The organism is Roseovarius sp. MMSF_3359, assembly GCF_030733385.1.
GTDB lineage: Bacteria > Pseudomonadota > Alphaproteobacteria > Rhodobacterales > Rhodobacteraceae > Roseovarius.
Window position 1 is genome coordinate 13,470 of record NZ_JASHJC010000023.1, and the last position, 18,611, is coordinate 32,080.

Consider the following 18,611-nt stretch of genomic DNA (forward strand, 5'->3'; position numbering starts at 1 on the left):
GGCTGCGCAGCGGATTTGCCTTTTGCAGTCACTCAATTGTATCAAGTTACCCAGCTTTCAACCCGCGCGTTCGCCGTGGTCAAACTTGGCAACCGAGCTGCTGGACACACCAGAATTCGGCGTATGCGAAGTGCCTTTGCGTCGGCGGATGCCAATGTCGACACCGCTCAATTTGCCCATCCAACCGGTCATCGGACATTCCCGCGGAGTACCGAGTCCAGACTAGCCCTTTGCCGCTATTTGCTAGATCGGTGGGCGACGTAGTCGAAAAAAAACGTTGCGTAGAATTGGTTTCGTGTCCTGCGCGTTTCTCGCCTGCATCAGGATGGTGACGTACCTTGCGCTGGCACTTCTTGTTGATCGTTATCGGTAAAGTATCTCCACTGAGACCGGGCCTGGCCAGCAAGTTCCACATCCCCGGAAATGCCCGATTAGGCCAATGCCAAGCAATGCTTAGAGAGATCATGTTTTAGGCGACCGAGGTTGCAAATTATGCTCATCACAAAACACACAAGCGCAGTTGGTCGTAACATTGAAGGATATGCAAATGTCGATTGAGGAGACGGACACAGTGGTTGTTGGCGGTGGCCAAGCGGGCATTGCCCTGAGTGAGCACCTCACGAAACAAGGTGTTCCGCATATCGTTCTGGAGAAAGACCGCATCGCTGAAGCCTGGCGTTCGGGGCGGTGGGATTCGCTGGTCGCAAATGGCCCGGCCTGGCACGACCGGTTTCCAAATCTCGAGTTTGATGACTGCGACCCCGAGGAATTTGCGCCCAAAGAACGTGTTGCCCAATATCTTTGCGACTATGCAAAAAAGTTTGATGCTCCGATTAGGGCCGGCGTCGAAGTGCTCGAAGCAACCCGTGACGAAGGAACCGGCGATTTTACCGTCGCAACCAGTGCGGGAAACATTCGAGCGAGGCGTGTCGTGGCGGCGACCGGCGCTTTTCAGATCCCGTCTATACCACCAGTAGTGCCTGAGGTAGCTGGTCTGACCCAGATTCACTCGTTCAACTATCGCAATCCTGACCAGTTGCCCGAAGGGGCAGTGTTGGTTGTTGGTGCAGGATCTTCCGGCGCGCAAATCGCGGAAGAATTGCGGCGCTCAGGCCGCCGCGTTTACTTGTCGGTTGGTCCGCATGAGCGCCCACCACGCGCCTATCGCAACAGGGATTTCGTCTGGTGGCTGGGCGTGCTTGGCCTTTGGGATGTGGCCGCACAGGAGCCAGGTACCGAACATGTGACCATTTCCGTGAGCGGGGCCTATGGCGGGCGCACGATGGATTTCCGTCGGCTGGCCGGAGATGGCGTCACGCTGGTTGGTCTGACGCAGTCCTATGACGACGGAGTGTTGAGCTTCGCGGATGATTTGCAGACAAACATCGCCAATGGTGATGCGAGTTACCTGTCCATGCTGGACGCTGCAGACGCCTATGCCGAACGTATGGGGCTGGTGCTCCCTGAAGAACCTGAAGCCCGTCACTTCTTGCCGGACCCTGATTGTCTGACCAACCCAGTTCGTCAGCTTGATCTGGCGAAAGAAGGTGTCACCTCGATCATCTGGGCCACCGGTTTCCGTCAGGATTTCAGCTGGATGAAGGTGGATGCGTTTGACGACCGCGGCGCCCCGATCCACCAGCGGGGCGTGTCAAAGGAACCAGGCGTCTATTTCCTGGGCTTACCTTGGCAATCCCGCCGTGGCTCAACCTTCATTTGGGGCGTCTGGCATGACGCCAAGTACATCGCCGATCAGATTGCAATTCAGCGTTCTTATTCAAGTTACCGCGGCCCCGAAGAACAAAAGGTCGACGCCGCAGAATAATTTGATCAGCCGCAAACTGCGGCATAGCGAACAGGAAAGATCACACGATGGCTCATGCGCGCATTCGTAAGTTTAATACCAAAGAGACCTATCCCGAGCAAAACCTGGACAATGACCTTTGCCAGGCGGTGGTCACGCAGGGTGGAAAAACCGTTTATCTGCGGGGGCAGTGCCCGCAAAACCTGGATGATGCGGTCAACATCGACAGCCACGATCCGGTCGAGCAGACCCACAAGGTGATGCAGAATATCAAGCAATTGATCGAAGAAGCCGGTGGTGGCATGGAGCACCTTGTCAAGGTCGTGGTCTACATTACCGATGTGCGCCACAGGGAGGCGGTGTATCGCACGATGGGTGAGTATATTAAGGGCGTCTACCCTTGCTCGACCGGCCTCGTGGTTCAGGCGTTGGCGCGCCCGGATTGGCTGGTTGAAATTGATGGTACCGCCGTTATTCCCGACTGATCTGTAACTCTTGACGTGCGGAAGAAACGGCGCGTGGCAAGGCAAATTGCCAACAAGTCTGGAGGGCTGTGAAAGATGACTTTTTCGCTCGTGGCGCGGTGCGCTGAAACGGGGATGTTCGGTGTTGCAATCTCCTCTTCCTCGCCGGCGGTTGCGGCACGGTGTTCCTATGCGCGGGCTGGCGTGGGGGCTGTGGCGTCGCAGAATGTGACTGACCCCAGCCTGGGTCCAATGGCGCTGGATCTGATGCAGAGCGGCCTGACAGCCGCCGAGGCCATAGACACTGTTCGGGAGCGCGGCAAGTTCATCGAATACCGGCAGGTTCTGGCCGTGGACAGCACCGGCACCACGGCGATTCATTCCGGGCCAAACTCGCTTGGCATCTGGACGCAAGCCCAAGGGCCAGACGTCGCCTCGGGCGGTAACCTTTTAGCCAATGACGGTGTGCCGCAGGCCATTGTTGACGGGTACCTCGCCTCCCCCGGGCATATCGGGGACCGTCTTATCGCTGCGATGCGCGCCGGTCTTGCCGCCGGTGGCGAAGCGGGCCCGGTACATTCGGCGGGGTTGATGATTGTCGACAAAGTGAGCTGGCCTGTGGCCGATCTGCGCTGCGACTGGACCGAGGAATGCCCGATCGAAAACATTGCCACGGCCTGGGACGTCTACAAACCTCAGTTGGACGCCTACGTCCAACGCGCATTGGACCCGAGCGCCGCACCGTCATACGGCGTGCCCGGCGACGACTAACTCAGGGAGATACAAAATGGATCTTAGCTATCAGGATTGGAAAACCCGAGCGGCGGCGCTTTCATTCCGTGGACAGGCCTTCATAGATGGCAATTTTGTCGATGCCGTCTCTGGCAAGACATTCGATTGCATCAACTCGGCAACCGATGAGGTTCTGACGACCGTTGCCGAATGTGACGTCGAAGATGTCAATCGCGCCGTGGCTGCTGGTCGTGCCGCGTTCGAGGATGGGCGCTGGTCACGCATGGCGCCTGGTGACCGAAAAGCCATCCTGTTGAAACTGGCTGATCTGATCCGCGCCAATCTTGAGGAAATGGCGCTGCTCGACAGTCTGGATATGGGGAAGCTCGTCACAGATGCGGTTACGGTTGACGCGCCGGGGTCGGCGCATTTTTTCCAGTGGTACGCCGAAGCGATCGACAAGATCTATGACGAGGTCGCGCCGACAGGTCCCGGCGATCTGGCATTGGTTGCACGTGTTCCGCTTGGTGTTGTCGGCGCGGTGACACCCTGGAACTTTCCGTTGGACATGGCGACCTGGAAAGGGGCCGCTGCCCTGGCTGCGGGGAATTCGGTTGTTCTGAAGCCAGCCGAACAGTCGCCCCTCTCGGCGCTCCGCCTGGCCGAGCTTGCCGCTGAGGCGGGTGTCCCCGATGGCGTTTTCAATGTCGTGCCGGGATTTGGGGCAACGGCGGGTCAGGCCCTTGGCCTGCATATGGATGTCGATTGCCTGGCCTTCACCGGTTCAACCACGATCGGCAAGAAGTTCATGGAGTATTCAGGGCAGTCGAACCTCAAACAGGTCTGGCCGGAAACCGGCGGCAAAAGCCCGAACCTGGTCTTTGCCGATTGCAACGATCTGGACGCGGCCGCGGATATGGCCGCCTTTGGTATCTTCTTTAACCAGGGCGAGGTCTGCAGCGCAAACTCACGGCTATACGTGGAACGCTCGATCAAGGATGAATTCGTTGCGAAAATGATCGAACGGGCCGCCGCCACTCAACCGGGCGATCCATTGGATCCGGCCTCCAAGATGGGGGCAATCGTGGATGCCAAACAGACCGAGGGCATCATGCGGTTTGTCGAAGACGGCAAAAAACGCCTTAACCTCATTACCGGAGGTGAGCAGGTGACCGTCAACGGAAAAGGCAATTTCATACAGCCAACCATCTTTGACGACGTTGGTCATGACGATCCGCTCGCGCGCGACGAAATCTTCGGACCTGTGCTGACCGTCATCCCGTTTGACACCGAAGAAGACGCCGTGCGCATGGCCAATGACTCGATCTACGGTCTGGCCGCTTCGGTCTGGACGGATGATCTCAGCCGGGCGTTCCGAGTGTCCGATGCGTTGAATGTCGGTACGGTTTCGATCAACACGGTCGATGCGCTGTCTGCACAGACCCCATTTGGTGGCATGAAACAATCGGGTTTTGGCCGTGACCTCTCGTTGCATTCGCTGGAGAAATATACAGCGTTGAAAACCACTTGGGTTAAGTACAAAGCTTAACCCAAGCCATTCTACGGAGGCGCGCGTTGCTCAGATACACGCTCAGACAGCTCGAGTACTTTGTTGCCGTCGGTGAGGCGGGCAGCATTGCGCTGGCTTCCGAGAAGGTAAATGTCTCGTCTCCGTCCATCTCGGCCGCCATCAACCAACTGGAAAAGGAGCTTGGTTTGTCGCTGTTCGTAAGGCAGCACGCGCAGGGCCTGTCACTGACGCTTGCCGGGCGGCGAATGCTGGATCAGGCCAAACTGGTGCTGAGTGAAGCAGAGTATATCGTCGATCTGGCCGGCGATATCTCAGGCACCGTTCGCGGGCCTCTGTCAGTTGGATGCCTTGTCACGTTCGCCCAAGTGATCCTGCCGTCGCTCCGGCGCAGTTTCGAGAGTGAATTCAGCGATGTTCGTGTCCAGCAGTTCGAGTTGAACCAGGCCGAAATATTCAGTGCTCTCAGGCGGGCAGAGATTGATGTGGCACTGACTTACAATCTCGACCTGCCTGCCGATCTGGTCTTTGAATCCCTGCTTGAGTTGCCGCCATTCGTTATTGTTGGCGAGTCTCATCCATTGGCAGATCGTGAAGAGGTCGACGTGGAGGATCTGAGCAACCTGCCCATGGTTCTCTTGGATTTGCCGTTTAGTTCAGAGTATTTCCTCTCGTTCTTCGCAGAGTCCGAAATCAAACCGATCATTGCCGAACGTACCAAGGACATGGCCGTTATGCGCAGCCTTGTCGCGAACGGTTTCGGTTACTCCATCGCCAATATTCGCCCCTTGAACGACATGTCACCTGACGGCAAGCCGTTGAAGTTCCTGACCCTCCGGGGCGATGTCAGACCCATGCGGATGGGGCTGTTGACGGCCACAGATGCCGACAGCGCGAATGTGGTAAGGGCCTTTGTCAGCCATTGTCGCCATCAACATGACATTGGTGCCTTTTTTGGCAATCATAACGCACCTAAGCCCTAACAGGCGAGGCGCGGCTTAGTCCCTTCCTAACCCCGGCTTTTGGAGACTTGTCTTTCGCAGTTCTCTGCCGCCGGTATCTTGGCAAAAACAGCTTCTATGGGAGGGTAAATTGCGCGATCCCCGTTATGACATTCTTTTTGAACCGATGAAGATCGGACCACTTAGTGCCAAGAACCGTTTCTACCAGGTTCCCCACTGTAATGGCGGCGGTTATCGCGATCCGTCGGCAGCGGCTGCCATGCGCGGCATCAAGGCCGAAGGTGGATGGGGTGTCATTTTCACCGAGCAGTGTGAGATGCACCACACGTCGGAAATCACACCGTTCATCGAACTGCGGCTTTGGGAAGACAAAGACATCCCGCAACTGCGCAAGATGTCCGAGCAGATGAAAACTCACGGCGCTCTGGCGGGCATTCAGCTGGCCTACTCCGGTATCAACGGGCCGAACCTCTACACCAAAGAGGTCCCGCTGGCGCCGACGGCTCTGCCCATTCGCACCTTTACCAATGACCCGGTGCAGGCTCGGGCGCTGGACAAGCAGGATATCAAGGACCTGCGCCGCTGGTTCGTGAATGCAGCAAAACGATCCAAGGAGGCGGGCTTCGACCTGATCTGTCTTTATGGCGCCCATGGCTTTGGCATCTTCCAGCACTTCCTGAGCCGTGCGACCAACCAGCGTGGCGATGAATATGGCGGCAGCCTGGAGAACCGATCGCGGTTCAGCCGGGAGGTGATTGCCGACATGCGAGACGCCATAGGTGACACCATGGCCATCACGTTGCGGGTGTCGCTGGATGAAACCATCGGTGAGCTCGGGTTTTCGAACGCCGAGGTGCGTGACTATGTCGAGATGAACAAGGACCTGCCTGATCTTTGGGATCTGGCGCAGGGCACCTGGGAAGACTGTTCCGGTCCGTCACGGTTCAAGGAGGAAGCGGCGCAGCAGGAATTGGTCCGCGGCATTCACGAATTGACCGACAAACCCATTGTGGGTGTGGGCCGCTTCACCTCTGCCGATACGATGGTCAAACAGATCAAGTCTGGCGTTCTCGACTTTATCGGCTGTGCACGGCCGTCAATCGCCGATCCGTTCTTGCCCAAGAAGATCGAGGAAGGCCGCATCGACGATATCCGCGAATGTATTGGCTGCAACATCTGCATCACCGGCGACATGACCATGTCGATCAGCCGCTGCACCCAGAACCCCACCTTCATGGAGGAATGGCGCAAGGGCTGGCACCCGGAAAAGATGAACACCAAGGGCGACAGCGATAACGTGCTTGTGGTTGGCTCGGGTCCTGCCGGCCTGGAGGCGGCGCGTGCGTTGTCAGAGCGGGGCTATGACGTGGCGATCGCCGAGGCCGGGACCGAATTGGGCGGCCGCGTGGCGCGTGAGCGCAAGCTGCCAGGCCTCAGTGCCTGGGGCCGTGTGCTGGAATATCGAGAATACCAGATCAGCCAGAAACCCAATGTCGAGACATATTTCGACAGTGAGTTGGATGCCGAGAGCATTCTTGAATTTGGCTTCGAAAATGTGTGTATTGCGACCGGCGCAAAATGGCGTCGTGACGGTGTTGCCCGTCAACACGTGGTGCCGATGCCCATCGCGGAGGGCGCCAAGATATTCACACCCGACGACCTGATGGACGGCACGATACCGTCGGGCAAGGTTATCGTGTTTGACGATGACCACTATTACATGGGCGGCGTACTGGCCGAGCTGTTGGCCAAGCACGGGGCGGATGTCACGCTGATCACACCTTCGGCCTACGTCAGCGACTGGACCAACAACACGCTGGAACAGATCGCGATCCATCCGCGCCTGGTCGAAGCCGGGGTCGAGATCGTGCTCAACCGCGGGATCACCGAAATCCACGCCGATCACGTGATCAGCAACTGCGTCTATACCGACCGTACCCAAAAGTACGACGCGGACGCAGTGGTCATGGTCGCGGCCCGCAAGGAGAATAACGGTCTCTTCAACGATCTGAAGGCGCGTGAGGCCGAGTGGGCTGACGCGGGCATCAAGTCGATCAGGATCATTGGGGATGCAAACGCACCGGGGCCGATTGCATGGGCAACTTACGCTGGTCACCGCTACGCGCGTGAACTGGACGAGCCTGATTACGGTGATGCACTGCCATTCCGTCGGGAGATTACCGAGCTGGCGGTCGACTAGAATGGCGGAAAGGCTGGACATTCTTGACCGGCTGGTCGGGTTCGACAGGGTCAGTGCCCGATCAAACCACGGGTTGATCGACTATGTTCAGGACTATCTGGGCGCATGTGGTTCGTATGCGTCCGGTCCCCAATCAGGCAGGGACCAAATCCGGACACTATGCCGAGATTGGACCCGCAGGCGATGGTATTCTCTTGTCGGGCCATACGGATGTTGTGCCGGTAGAAGGTCAGCATTGGACCCGTGATCCGTTCAAGCTGGCCGCCGAGCGATTCTAAACTTCGCTCAAAAATGGCTATTGGCCGGCTGCGCACGCAGAGTTGGGTCCGCCCAACATGAATTTTGCGGATTATCCACGGGCGAACCAGAGGTGAGAACGTACCTTATATATCTGTTTTGAAAAGTTAAATTTTGAAGCCAAAGGCGCTTCCAGGGCGCGATAATCTTAGCCTAATCCTTGGCACGGAACATCGTAATTTCCGGCGGACCTGTTTCCTTTGACAGTGCTTGTCACTGACAAACAAACAAAGGACAGGGAATGGCTTCTGATACAACAAAAGTGGCGTTGAAGCGAACGCTTGGCTTTCCTCAGCTTCTGGCTGTGGGTGTGGGCCTCGTGGTGTCGCAGGGCGTCATGGTCATCATGCTCCAAGGCACTGGCCTTGGTGGCTTTGGCTTTTTCACGACAATGGGATTGGCGTACCTGCTTGCGCTCTTCTACGTCTTTTCATTCGCAGAGCTTTCTCTGCTCTTCAAAAGCCCGGGGACGCTCAGCACATACACCGAAGCGGCCATCGGCAATTTTCCCGCCATTGTTGCGGTTTTCGCGGGTTACTTGGTTGTTGCGATGTTTGCCTTGTCCGCCGAACTGGTACTGATTGAACTCATGCTTCTCGAAGTGTTGGGTATCAAGCTGCCACCGATGGTGCTGGCTTTTGTGTTGCTTGCAGCCTTCACGCTTCTCAACATCCGCGGCGTCGATATCTTCGCGACAATGCAGTCGGCGCTATCCTTCATCATGGTATCGGCGATTTCGCTCATGGGCCTCTCGGCGATTTACGGTATTGCCCTGCCGCGCCCCGAAGAGCAGATGATGCTTGAGGTTGTTTTCGCCGACGGCAGTGTTCTTGGTCTCCTGGCGATTGCGATCTGGGGTTTTGTCGGCCTGGAATTCGTCTGCCCGCTCGTGGCCGAAACCAAGAACCCGGAGCGCAACATACCACGTTCAATGATCATTGGCGCGACCATGATCTTGGCCATGTATGTGGTGTACTGCCTCGGCGCTCTGCTTTATGTGCCCGCGGAGACGTTGGCGGGGTCGGCCTTGCCGCATTACGAATAAGTGGGGGCTGTCTTTGGTGAAACCGGGCTGATCTTCCTGACCATCGCGGCGTTCACGGCCACATGCTCGACGGTTAACACGTCTCTCGCGGCGGTTCCGCGCATGCTCTACGGGATGGCCAAGAACGGGCAGACCTTTGCGGCATTCGGAAAACTGCATGGCAAGTATCAAACACCCTGGGTGGCGATTACGTTTGTTGCCGTAGCCACAGGCGCACCGATCCTGATTTACGGTGTCGATGCTGATGCAATCATTCTACTGCTGATCGGCGCCGCTATTGCCTGGCTGATCGCCTACATCATTGCTCATGTTGATGTGATTGTTCTGCGCATGCGCTATCCGGATCGTGATCGCCCCTTCAAGACGCCGCTCTATCCGCTGCCTCAAATCGTAGGTATCGCCGGAATGCTCTATGCAATCTGGCATGCCTCACCCGCACCAGAACTGACCGGCAAGGTGTTCGGTATCGCCGGTGGGGTCTTGGTAGCCGGCGCATTGTTCGCAGCCTACTGGGTGATGTTCGTCATGAAGAAAGGGCTCTTCACACCGGAACCTATCGAGAACCTCGTCGAAGAGGACTAGCGCCTCTTTGATCCTCCCGGTGCGGGCCGCCATCGCGTGGCCCGCATTGTTTCGACATGACAAAGAGGAGACCGCAGATGCAAAGCGGCAGAGTGATTTGGTCAACGGAGGACGCTCGGTGTTCTTCGATGAAGATTGCGCAAGTGGTTGGCATTGCGGCAGTGATCGCCGTCACTGGTCCTTCATTCTTGGGCTTGGCTTGCGCAAAATGACAGGGATTTCCGGGTCTCGAACTGCTCACTCTGGACTAGACTTTGCCGAACCTGGGTCAATCGCACATCCGATGAAACCCCGTGCCCAAACTCGGTTTAGCGTGTTTCGCGCACTCCAATTCTCGCCGTATCACGCATATTGCGAAATCAGGATTAAGTATTTGTATTTCAATAACAATACCAGCTTAGGCATAGGCTAACAATCGCTGAGGAATACAGTTCTTAAGGCGGGATTAGCAAAAACCTATGCTCATCGGCAGCGATGCGAAATGCCGGGGAACAGGGAATGCCAGAAAAATCAAATGCCATTGATGTCGTGGACGCTGTCAAGCGATACGGTGACTTCACCGCGCTTCAGCAAATATCATTATCGATTTTCGACAATGAGTTCTTCACGCTGCTCGGCCCGTCCGGCTGTGGTAAAACCACGCTACTGCGAATGATTGCCGGGTTCGAAGACGTCACCGAAGGCGCGATTTTCCTCTTTGGCGAAGAAATCGAAAACCTTCCGCCCAACAAGCGACCGGTCAATACGGTTTTCCAGAACTACGCTCTCTTCCCGCACATGACCATCACCGAAAATGTCGCGTTTGGATTGGAAATGCGCGGAAAATCAAAATCCGAGGCCCGTACCCGAGCCGGAGAAATGCTCGAACTTGTGCAGCTTTCGCAATTTGCCGCGCGGAAACCATCGCAACTCTCTGGTGGTCAGCAGCAGCGCGTCGCGCTCGCCCGGGCGCTTGCGCCACAACCCAAGGTTCTTCTTTTGGATGAACCTCTTTCGGCGCTGGACCTGAAGCTGCGCCAGGCGATGCGGTTCGAGTTGAAGGAATTGCAGCGCGAAACCGGCATCACCTTCATCTTCGTGACCCATGACCAGGAAGAAGCCCTGACCATGTCCGATCGGATCGCGGTGATGTCTGCAGGCGAGATGCAGCAACTGGGCGAGGCGAAGGAAATCTATGAGCGCCCGCATAATATGTTCGTGGCGGACTTTATCGGCGAAACCAACCTTTTGGAGGTATCCGTCGATCAGATCACAAATGGCCGTGCCGTGTGCCATCTTGGGGGTGGGCATGAGTTGACGTGCAACGAGGTTCAGGGGGTCGGCGTCGGCTCCAAGGTGCATATGTCGGTGCGACCTGAGCGCCTGTTCCTGTCGGACGAGCCAACCGAGACCGAGAGCCTGAAAGGAACCGTTCGGGACAACATCTTTGTCGGTACCGATATCCAGACAATTGTCGATCTGTCAGATGGGCCGCAAATGATTGTGCGTACGTCCAATTCTGATCGGGGCAACAAGCGGATTTTTGATCCCGGCGCGCAGGCCTATGTCAACATGGAGTCGGAGGCCGCGCGCCTCCTGGTCGACTGATGGCAGCCGGGGCAGCAAGCGGCGGCAGCGCGCAGTCTGATACGTATGCCGAAGCCCGGACGTGGCTCTTGTTACCGGCCTGGGCGGTGTTGGGCATTTTCATTCTGGCGCCCGTCCTGATGATGCTGGTCTATTCCTTTTTGACAAAGGAGTTTCGCGGCGGCGTGATCTGGGAGTTCAGCTTTGCCGCTTATGACCAGTTCTTCTGTAACCGCGGCCTGTTTGGTGATGAGCCCTGCGCCATAGAGTGGACTTTTATCAACATCTTCTGGCGTTCGATCTGGCAGGCCGGGGCGGCGACACTGCTGAGCCTCGTGATCGGGTTTCCAACCGCATATTTCATCGCCACCCGGCCGGAAAAGGTGCGTCCTATCTGGGTCTTTCTCATAACAATTCCCTATTGGGTGAACCTGCTGATCCGGACGGTCAGCATGAAATTCATGTTGCGCGATCAGGGGCCGTTGAATGACTTCCTGATTTCGACCGGGCTGATCGACAGCCCAATCCACATCGTCAACACGAACTTCGCCGTGCAGTTAGGGCTGTTCTATTCCTACCTGCCGTTCATGGTGTTGCCGATCTATGCCAGCGTGGAGCGGTACAATTTCAGCCTGTCCGAGGCCGCCGCCGATCTCTACGCCAGCAAGTGGGTCACCCTGCGGCGGGTTCTGTTGCCAGCGGTCAAACCCGGCGTCATCGCGGGCTGCATCCTCGTGTTCGTTCCCTCGTTGGGGTCTTTTCTGGCACCTGATTTGTTGGGCGGCGCCAAGAATTTCATGATCGGTTCGTTGATCGAGGAGCAGTTCAAAGGCAATGCGGGCAACTGGCCCTTTGGCGCGGCGGCCTCAATGATCCTGCTGACGATGGTGCTGATCATCCTGCTGATCTTTGCGCGTCAGCAGGCCAAGGCCGAGAAGGGGGCAGGCTGATGGCAAGTCGAAAATACGATATCAAGAGTTTCCCCGGGTTCCTTCCAATCACTGCGCTATGTCTGGTGATCCTCTATGCGCCGCTCCTGGTCGTGACGGTCTACTCGCTGAATGACAGCAACTCGATCACGAACTGGGAAGGCGTGAGTTTCCGCTGGTACGTCGATGTTTTCACCGGGCCGGAATCCGACAAGTTCAAGATCGCAGCCTGGAACAGTTTCACCATCGCCATCGTCGCGGCCACGGTGTCGACGACGATCGCCACGCTGGCAGCCACGGCAATGATCCGGGGCGGAAGGTTCCGGTTGCGGACAGTCTCGTTCGGTCTGATCAGCCTGCCCCTGATGGTGCCCGAGATCGTGACAGCGGTGGCCACGCTGATCTTTTTCAACTCCATCGGTTTCACCCGCGGCTATCTGACCATCCTCGTGGCTCATATCGCTTTCTGCATTCCGTTCGCCTACATGCCGATTTCAGCGCGGATGCAGGGGATCGAAGACAGCTATGAACAGGCCGCGATGGATCTCTACGCGAGCAAACGACAGGCCTTTACCAAGATCCTGCTGCCATTGATGCTACCCGGCATTATCTCAGGTTTCATCCTGGCCTTCATCATCTCGCTCGACGATTTCATCATCACGAATTTCGTGAAAGGCGCAGGCGTCGAAACCCTTCCAACGGCGATCTTCGGATCGGTCAAACAGGGCATCAAACCCAACATCATGGCCATTTCCACAATGCTGCTGGCGGTGTCGATTGTCATGGTCACGATCAGCTATTTCGTCAGCAAATCTGACAACACCAAGTAACTACCAGGGAGACTGAAATGAAAACACTTCTGAAAACGACCGCGACTGCGATGGCGCTGGCGCTGGCTGCGAATGCTGCAAGCGCCGAGGGTAAGTTGGTGATCTATCACTGGTTCGAATACATCCCGCAAGAGCTTTTGGACAAGTTTTCTGAGGAGCACGGCGTCGAAGTCGTGATGGACACCTACGATTCCAATGAGGCGCTCCTGGCGTCGCTCAAGGCGGGCGCGATCGGCACCTATGACGTCGCTGTTCCCGGTGATTACATGGTCTCGATCATGGCGCAACAGGGTCTCTTGGACACGGTTGCCGATGGCGAACTGGCAAACAAAGGTAACATCGCCCCGGAATGGGCGGACCCCAGCTTTGATCCCGGGCGCCAGCATTCGATCCCCTATCAGTGGGGCTCGACCAGTTTCTCGGTGAACCGGGACGTTTATGATGGCGATATCAACACCACGGATATCCTGTTCAACCCGCCCTCAGAGCTTTCCGGCAAGATCAACATGCTCGACAGCCAGGGTGAAGTTCTGGCCATGGCCTCGCTTCACATGGGCATTCCGCAATGTTCGACAGACCGCGAACAGCTCAAGGCGCTGAACGCGATGTTGCAAGACGCCAAGGGCCACTGGGTCTCTTTCAACTCGGATACCGCCAAGGAGGTTCTGGTGTCAGGCGATGCCGCCGTGGGTCAGATCTATGATGGCTTTGGAGCCAAGGCCCGCGAGGAAGGCGCGAATGTCGAATACGCCTTCCCGACACAGGGATACATTGTCTGGATGGACAATGTCGTTCTGCTCAAGAACGCGCCCAATCGCGACAATGCCCTGAAGTTCATGGACTTCCTGCTGGAACCCGAAAACATCGCGGCGGTGTCGAACTATGCACGCTACGGCGCCGGCGTGAACGGTGTCGCGGATCACCTTGATCCGGCTCTTGCGTCACTGCCCGAAGCCAACCCGCCTGCCGATGCCGGCGCCGGTGTCTTCATCGAAGTCTGCGATCAGGAAACCCAGTCCGTCTACGACACGATCTGGACAAACCTCAAAAAGTAATCACTCAAAAATCGGACCCGCCCGCGACAGCAGGCGGGTCTTTTTGCTTTAGTCCCAGCGAAGAGCGTATCCCTTGTGTTTTCGGCCAGGCGGCATTGAACTGGCCGCCTGGTTTTACTCTGGGTCACCGACACCCGCTCGACTTTGATCAGATCGCATCCTCGCCGCTCCGGAGTGCGGGGCTCTCCGCTTAACTTGCCGTCCAACCCTTCCGCCGCGTCCAGACCTCCGCACCGTGCTGACGCTTCAGTTTGCTGGTTGTTGGATTCTGTCCAAAACCCGAAAGTTCGAGAATAAGTTACGCCCAGAGGCGCGCTTGAATGGCTGCTGTCGGCATCGCGCTGCGGCGCTGAACAGGATGCGGCCGCGGCGAATTTCGTACTGCGACCGCGAAGCAAAACTGTCCTGGTTTCCTTCGGGCTCGAAGCGGATGTTGGCGTCCGAAGTTTTAACCTTCCTGCTCGGCCAGGAACTTCTCGGCGTCCAGTGCGGCCATGCAACCCATGCCGGCGCTGGTCACGGCCTGGCGGTAGATGTGGTCAGTCAGGTCACCTGCGGCAAAGACGCCCGGCACCGACGTGCGGGTGCTGCCCGCCTGCACCTTGACATAACCGCCATTGTGCAGCTCCAACGTGTCTTTCACCAGTTCGGTCGCGGGGGCGTGGCCGATGGCGATAAAGACGCCCTTGCATGCGATCTCGGACACTTCGTCTGTCTGGTTGTTGCGCACCCGCACGCCGGTGACACCTTTGGGGTTGTCGTCCCCCAGCACTTCTTCGAGCTCGTGGAACCAAAGCGGCTCGATCTTGGGATGTTTCAACAGCCGTTCCTGCAGGATCTTTTCGGCGCGCAGCTCGTCCCGGCGGTGGATCAACGTGACCTTGGAGGCGAAATTGGTCAGGAACAGCGCCTCTTCGACCGCCGTGTTGCCGCCGCCGACAACGACGATTTCTTCGCCGCGATAGAAGAACCCGTCGCAGGTGGCGCAGGCGCTGACGCCGAACCCCTTGAACGCCTCTTCACTGTCCATACCGAGCCACTTGGCCCGTGCCCCCGTGGCCAGAATGACCGCATCGGCGGTGTAGATCGTGCCGCTGTCCCCCTTTGCGGTGAAGGGGCGTTTCGACAGATCAAGGTCCGAGATGATATCGCCGATGATCTCGCAGCCCATCGCCTTGGCGTGGGCCTCCATCCGCACCATCAGGTCTGGACCCTGCACCTCCGTGTCGCCGGGCCAGTTCTCGACCTCGGTTGTGGTAGTCAACTGCCCGCCCGGTTCGATCCCTTGCACCAGAATGGGCTCCAACATGGCGCGGGATGCGTAGACACCGGCGGTATAACCCGCGGGGCCGGAGCCGATGATGAGTGCTTTGGTGTGGCGCGTCTCTGACATGAAAGAATCTCCGGCATTGCAGTCTGACCGGATATAGCCTGCGCACACCGCCTGCAAAACCCCTTCACGACAACATCAGCCCGGGGAGTGATTTATTGTTAACTGTTTGGCAAACTCTGCTAAACTCCCGGGGTCGAATTGATTGAAAAGGTGTATCTTATGTTAAAGGGTTTATCTCTGTTGACGCCGGTCGGTGTCTTGATGGCTGCCGTTCCCGCGATGGCGCAGGAGGATTACACGCCGGTTTGCGAAGGCAAGGGAACAAACGGCATGGTGTCGATGCTTCTTTGCCCCGATGGTCTCAGCGAGGATCATCTTGCAAATGAAGGCCGTGCGATCTGTGCCGAGCGGAAACCCTGCGGGGCCTGGGTCTGGACCGATGCGGCGTTTATCCCACTGGAGGCGCCGGATGCGCATGACAAACTTCCGAAAGAGAGTGTCAGGAACGCGTTGGCAATCTGGGTGAATGAAGCGGAGCAGCTGGTTCTGTTGGCCAACGATGGTGCTGAATAGCGCCTCGAAACGCTCGGATTGAACAAAAAAATGCCGGCGAATTCGCCGGCATTTTCTGTTTCTTATGTTTGCCGGATCAGGCAGCAGCAGCCTTGCGGCGGCGGCCGATGAAGCCCATGATCAGGATACCACCACCGAGCAGCGGAAGAGCTGTCGGAAGCGGGACGACACCTGGCGTCACGATCTTCTGGACCTTGGTCGTGATCGCCTGGTCATACGCATCGCCAAAGCTTGCGACTTTCAGAACGAAGGCGTCGTTCAGCGGGTCGGTGATATCGCCGGCGTCGTCAATGATGGTTGCGCCGTCACCTGCAGTGTCGAAGCCCAGTCGCGACAGGAACGCATTGTCTGCGCCACTTGTCACCGACTCGAAGCTCAGCGAATCCCAGCCTGCGCCTTTCAGGGCATTCCGCGCACTTACAGCATCCGAGTTGGAGCTGCTGAGGCAGCAAGGCTCGCCGTCAGTCATCATGTTAACGATGCTTGATGCGCCGAGTGCTCCAAACGAGGTGCGAACCAGATCAAACGCCGCTTTGTAGTTGGTTGTCGATCCGATGAACGACTCTGCCTTGATGTCGGCAACCACCGTGTCCAGGTCCGCCTGGTTCGAGATCGTCTTCAGGGTTGTCAGCTTCGCATTGTTGGAGAACGTGACAACACCGATGCGGTATGTGTCCGTGCCGCCAACGGGAATGCTTGCTGCCAGAGCGTCTGCAAGCGAGTCCATCGCCGTGTTGAAGTTACCCGAACCGACGCTTCCCGATGCATCCATGATGAACGCGAGATCGATATTTGCCGCATGTGCGATCGACCCAAAGAACGACGATACAGAGAAGGCAGCAGCCGCAGCGGCTCCCATCAGTCTATTTTTCATATTACCCTCCAGTGCGTAATATAGTTTCAAATAATCCGACGCACGAGGAAAGAACCGAACCGAATCTTTGGACGCATACGCCAGAAACACACGCAAAAGACGAATACAAAAATCCCGAAAAATCAGGCACATAAGCTCTCACGCACGAAAACGTTACCACAAATTGGCCGTATTTCTAACTAAAAATGATCTAAAATCGTGATTTTTGCGGCCTAAAACAGTGAATTTCCGCGTTTGCGACAGTCGTCTCTGGCATCAGAATTTTATTGCCGGGCTGTGAAACAATATTGCGCATACCCCCGGTGCTGATATAACTTTCGCCAAGTTGACGCGGGAGAGAAATCGCATGGCAAACAGCCGGCTCGACGAGATTGATCGCAGGATTCTTGCCGAATTGCAGGCGGATGGCCGGATGACGAATGTCGAGCTTGCAAGCCGTGTAGGCATTTCTGCGCCGCCCTGTCTCCGCCGGGTGCGTACCTTGGAGGAACAGGGCTATATCCGCGGTTACCACGCCGATGTTGACGCGCGGGAACTGGGCTTCGAGGTGCAGGTCTATGCCATGGTCGGCCTGCAAAGCCAGGCCGAGGCGGACCTGACGGCGTTCGAGGCGCTTTGCAATGGCTGGCCCTTGGTGCGCGAGTGTCACATGCTCAACGGCGAGGTTGATTTCATCCTGAAATGCGTCGCACCCGACCTGTCGACCTTTCAACGGTTTCTGACCGAGGAACTGACCGCGGCGGAAAACGTCGGCAGCGTCAAGACGTCGCTTGTGATCCGCGGCGCCAAGGATGAGCCCGGGGTGCCGTTCGATGTGCTCGAAGCTCGGCTCAGCCAGTCTGCCTAACCCGCCTCCAGCTCACTGACCCCATTGGCAGAGGCGCGCGGATATGCCAGCGGTCCGAAATCGGACGGCACGTGAATATGCGGGAAGAATGACAGGAAAAGTGACAGCATGTTGGGGCCAAGGGCGCGTTCGAACCCCGGTCCGGGGTGAAACGTCTCTGCCGAAAGGCCTGCGGCGGTGATCGTCGCATGACGTTGCAGGCACAGGTGATAGACCGTCACGGGCCGGGGTGGGGCGATGTTGATGACGTGGACGCCATCGACCATGTCGCGAGCCGGGGAAAGGACCTGCTCGGTGCCGACGATATCGTGTATCTCGGTTCGGCGGGTCAGAAGGCGCGCGCCTGGTCCGGCCATGAGGTCTTGTGCGGGACGCGCGGGGCCAAAGCTGTCGGCCATGATACGGGTCAGTTGAACAGGCGGCTGTGTGCCGTCGTCTTCCCGCGGCATCAACGTCATCGACCCGATCCAGAGAAGCGGCAAGGCACCGTATTCGGTTGTCAGTATGTTGGTTCCCGGCTGCAGGTCCTCGACCGCAACCTGCCCCTCGTCGGTCTTGATAAGCGTCCCGTGGGCGAAGGCGGAAAACGCCGCCTCGAAAAGTGGCGTGGCGGGGCCGATCTGATCGGTTTCATAGATGTCGCCGCCGCGCGTCAGGCTCGAAACCCGGAACTTGCGCATGACCAGCGATTTGCGTGCCTCTGGGTCCACATCGTGGAGCGGTCTGGCGACCGGACGGACGGCATCCGATTGCGAGGGCATGAAGGGGCGGGGGAACGGGGGCATGGTCATGTTGTTTACCTTTTACTGGCGTCACAACCGCGTCGGCCCCCACCGACAACGACAGAAGGACTGTCTTGAGTTACTCGTACACACCAAACATGACAAAATTGCCTAAATTCAGTCAAGTTTTTGACGATTTTGTATCTGAAATTTAACCAATCCGACGGGCGTGTGGTGATTTGTTTCCATCTTTTCGCTGCGATGGCCA

The 18,611-nt window shown here is 57.3% G+C and carries 16 protein-coding genes and 1 pseudogene; 14 read left to right on the plus strand and 3 right to left on the minus strand.

Annotation, left to right across the window (positions count from 1 at the left end):
* The first annotated feature begins 547 nt into the window (after positions 1 to 547).
* From RBB29_RS21105 to RBB29_RS21160, 12 genes and pseudogenes are all read left to right on the plus strand, one after another.
* Entirely contained in the window at positions 548 to 1,825 is a 1,278-nt protein-coding gene (locus RBB29_RS21105; protein WP_306116823.1) for an NAD(P)/FAD-dependent oxidoreductase, read from the plus strand.
* Between the two features lie 47 nt (positions 1,826 to 1,872).
* Complete coding sequence (locus tag RBB29_RS21110) at positions 1,873 to 2,289, plus strand: RidA family protein (RefSeq protein ID WP_306116822.1); 417 nt, start codon at positions 1,873 to 1,875, stop codon at positions 2,287 to 2,289.
* Between the two features lie 75 nt (positions 2,290 to 2,364).
* Positions 2,365 to 3,039, plus strand: coding sequence for a DUF1028 domain-containing protein (locus RBB29_RS21115; protein ID WP_306116821.1), 675 nt, complete (start codon positions 2,365 to 2,367; stop codon positions 3,037 to 3,039).
* Between the two features lie 16 nt (positions 3,040 to 3,055).
* A complete protein-coding gene (locus RBB29_RS21120) occupies positions 3,056 to 4,549 on the plus strand; it encodes an aldehyde dehydrogenase (RefSeq protein ID WP_306116820.1) in 1,494 nt (497 codons plus the stop codon).
* Between the two features lie 26 nt (positions 4,550 to 4,575).
* Positions 4,576 to 5,511, plus strand: coding sequence for a LysR substrate-binding domain-containing protein (locus tag RBB29_RS21125; protein ID WP_306116819.1), 936 nt, complete (start codon positions 4,576 to 4,578; stop codon positions 5,509 to 5,511).
* Between the two features lie 109 nt (positions 5,512 to 5,620).
* Positions 5,621 to 7,690 (plus strand): FAD-dependent oxidoreductase, encoded by a 2,070-nt coding sequence (locus RBB29_RS21130; RefSeq protein WP_306116818.1) that lies wholly within the window; start codon positions 5,621 to 5,623, stop codon positions 7,688 to 7,690.
* Positions 7,691 to 7,806: 116 nt separating this feature from the next.
* A complete protein-coding gene (locus RBB29_RS21135; protein ID WP_306121219.1) occupies positions 7,807 to 7,968 on the plus strand; it encodes a hypothetical protein in 162 nt (53 codons plus the stop codon).
* Between the two features lie 260 nt (positions 7,969 to 8,228).
* Positions 8,229 to 9,614: pseudogene (locus RBB29_RS21140) on the plus strand (APC family permease).
* Positions 9,615 to 10,112: 498 nt separating this feature from the next.
* A complete protein-coding gene (locus tag RBB29_RS21145) occupies positions 10,113 to 11,201 on the plus strand; it encodes an ABC transporter ATP-binding protein (protein WP_306116816.1) in 1,089 nt (362 codons plus the stop codon).
* On the plus strand, positions 11,201 to 12,130 hold the full coding sequence (locus tag RBB29_RS21150; protein WP_306116815.1) for an ABC transporter permease: 930 nt from the start codon (positions 11,201 to 11,203) through the stop codon (positions 12,128 to 12,130). The genes RBB29_RS21145 and RBB29_RS21150 overlap by 1 nt, the downstream gene beginning before the upstream one ends.
* Positions 12,130 to 12,939 carry an ABC transporter permease gene (locus RBB29_RS21155; protein WP_306116814.1) on the plus strand — a complete coding sequence of 270 codons (810 nt, stop codon included), beginning with the start codon at positions 12,130 to 12,132 and terminating at the stop codon, positions 12,937 to 12,939. Before RBB29_RS21150 ends, RBB29_RS21155 begins: the two co-directional genes overlap by 1 nt.
* Before the next feature lie 17 nt (positions 12,940 to 12,956).
* A complete protein-coding gene (locus RBB29_RS21160; RefSeq protein WP_306116813.1) occupies positions 12,957 to 13,994 on the plus strand; it encodes an extracellular solute-binding protein in 1,038 nt (345 codons plus the stop codon).
* Positions 13,995 to 14,442: 448 nt separating this feature from the next.
* Here the strand turns inward: RBB29_RS21160 and trxB are convergent, their stop codons facing one another.
* Positions 14,443 to 15,387, minus strand: a complete 945-nt coding sequence (gene trxB / locus RBB29_RS21165; protein ID WP_306116812.1) for a thioredoxin-disulfide reductase — start codon at positions 15,385 to 15,387, stop codon at positions 14,443 to 14,445.
* A gap of 201 nt (positions 15,388 to 15,588) precedes the next feature.
* On the opposite strand from trxB, the gene RBB29_RS21170 reads away from it, so the two are divergent.
* Positions 15,589 to 15,900, plus strand: a complete 312-nt coding sequence (locus RBB29_RS21170; protein WP_306116811.1) for a hypothetical protein — start codon at positions 15,589 to 15,591, stop codon at positions 15,898 to 15,900.
* 76 nt (positions 15,901 to 15,976) lie between these two features.
* Here the strand turns inward: RBB29_RS21170 and RBB29_RS21175 are convergent, their stop codons facing one another.
* Positions 15,977 to 16,774, minus strand: a complete 798-nt coding sequence (locus RBB29_RS21175; RefSeq protein WP_306116810.1) for a VWA domain-containing protein — start codon at positions 16,772 to 16,774, stop codon at positions 15,977 to 15,979.
* Between the two features lie 346 nt (positions 16,775 to 17,120).
* On the opposite strand from RBB29_RS21175, the gene RBB29_RS21180 reads away from it, so the two are divergent.
* Positions 17,121 to 17,621, plus strand: coding sequence for an Lrp/AsnC family transcriptional regulator (locus RBB29_RS21180; protein ID WP_306116809.1), 501 nt, complete (start codon positions 17,121 to 17,123; stop codon positions 17,619 to 17,621).
* Here the strand turns inward: RBB29_RS21180 and RBB29_RS21185 are convergent.
* The gene (locus RBB29_RS21185) at positions 17,618 to 18,412 is read right to left on the minus strand and encodes a Hint domain-containing protein (RefSeq protein ID WP_306116808.1); all 795 of its coding nucleotides are present in this window, start codon (positions 18,410 to 18,412) and stop codon (positions 17,618 to 17,620) included. The two genes, RBB29_RS21180 and RBB29_RS21185, sit on opposite strands and share 4 nt — an antisense overlap.
* Positions 18,413 to 18,611 lie beyond the last annotated feature (199 nt).